The sequence below is a fragment of the Polaribacter sp. 2405UD43-2 genome, from assembly GCF_058147125.1.
This window is the reverse complement of sequence record NZ_JBYVJX010000118.1, coordinates 1-232: the sequence shown is the minus strand read 5'-3', so window position 1 is coordinate 232 and position 232 is coordinate 1. Positions and strand designations below refer to the sequence as shown.

Genomic DNA, 232 nt, shown 5'->3' with positions numbered 1-232 from the left:
TTTTAAAATACCAGCTTCATCAGGTATTCCTGGCCCGGGAGATAACATAATCATAGCGTAATTCCCTACATCTGTTATGCTAATTTCATCATTTCTAAAAACCGCTGGAAATTTTCCTGTAATTTGCTCTACCATATGTACCAAGTTATAGGTAAAAGAATCGTAATTATCTAATATTAATATGTTCATATTTAAAGCGTTTAGCTCTTGGCTCTTGGCTTTTAGCAAATAG

The 232-nt window shown here is 33.2% G+C and carries 1 protein-coding gene; it reads right to left on the bottom strand.

Going from position 1 to position 232, the window contains the following annotated elements:
* Positions 1-189, bottom strand: a 189-nt coding sequence (locus ACY2RX_RS14980) for a glutamine amidotransferase-related protein (protein ID WP_490104758.1), incomplete at its 3' end; no start/stop codon positions are given.
* Between the last annotated feature and the right edge of the window lie 43 nt (positions 190-232).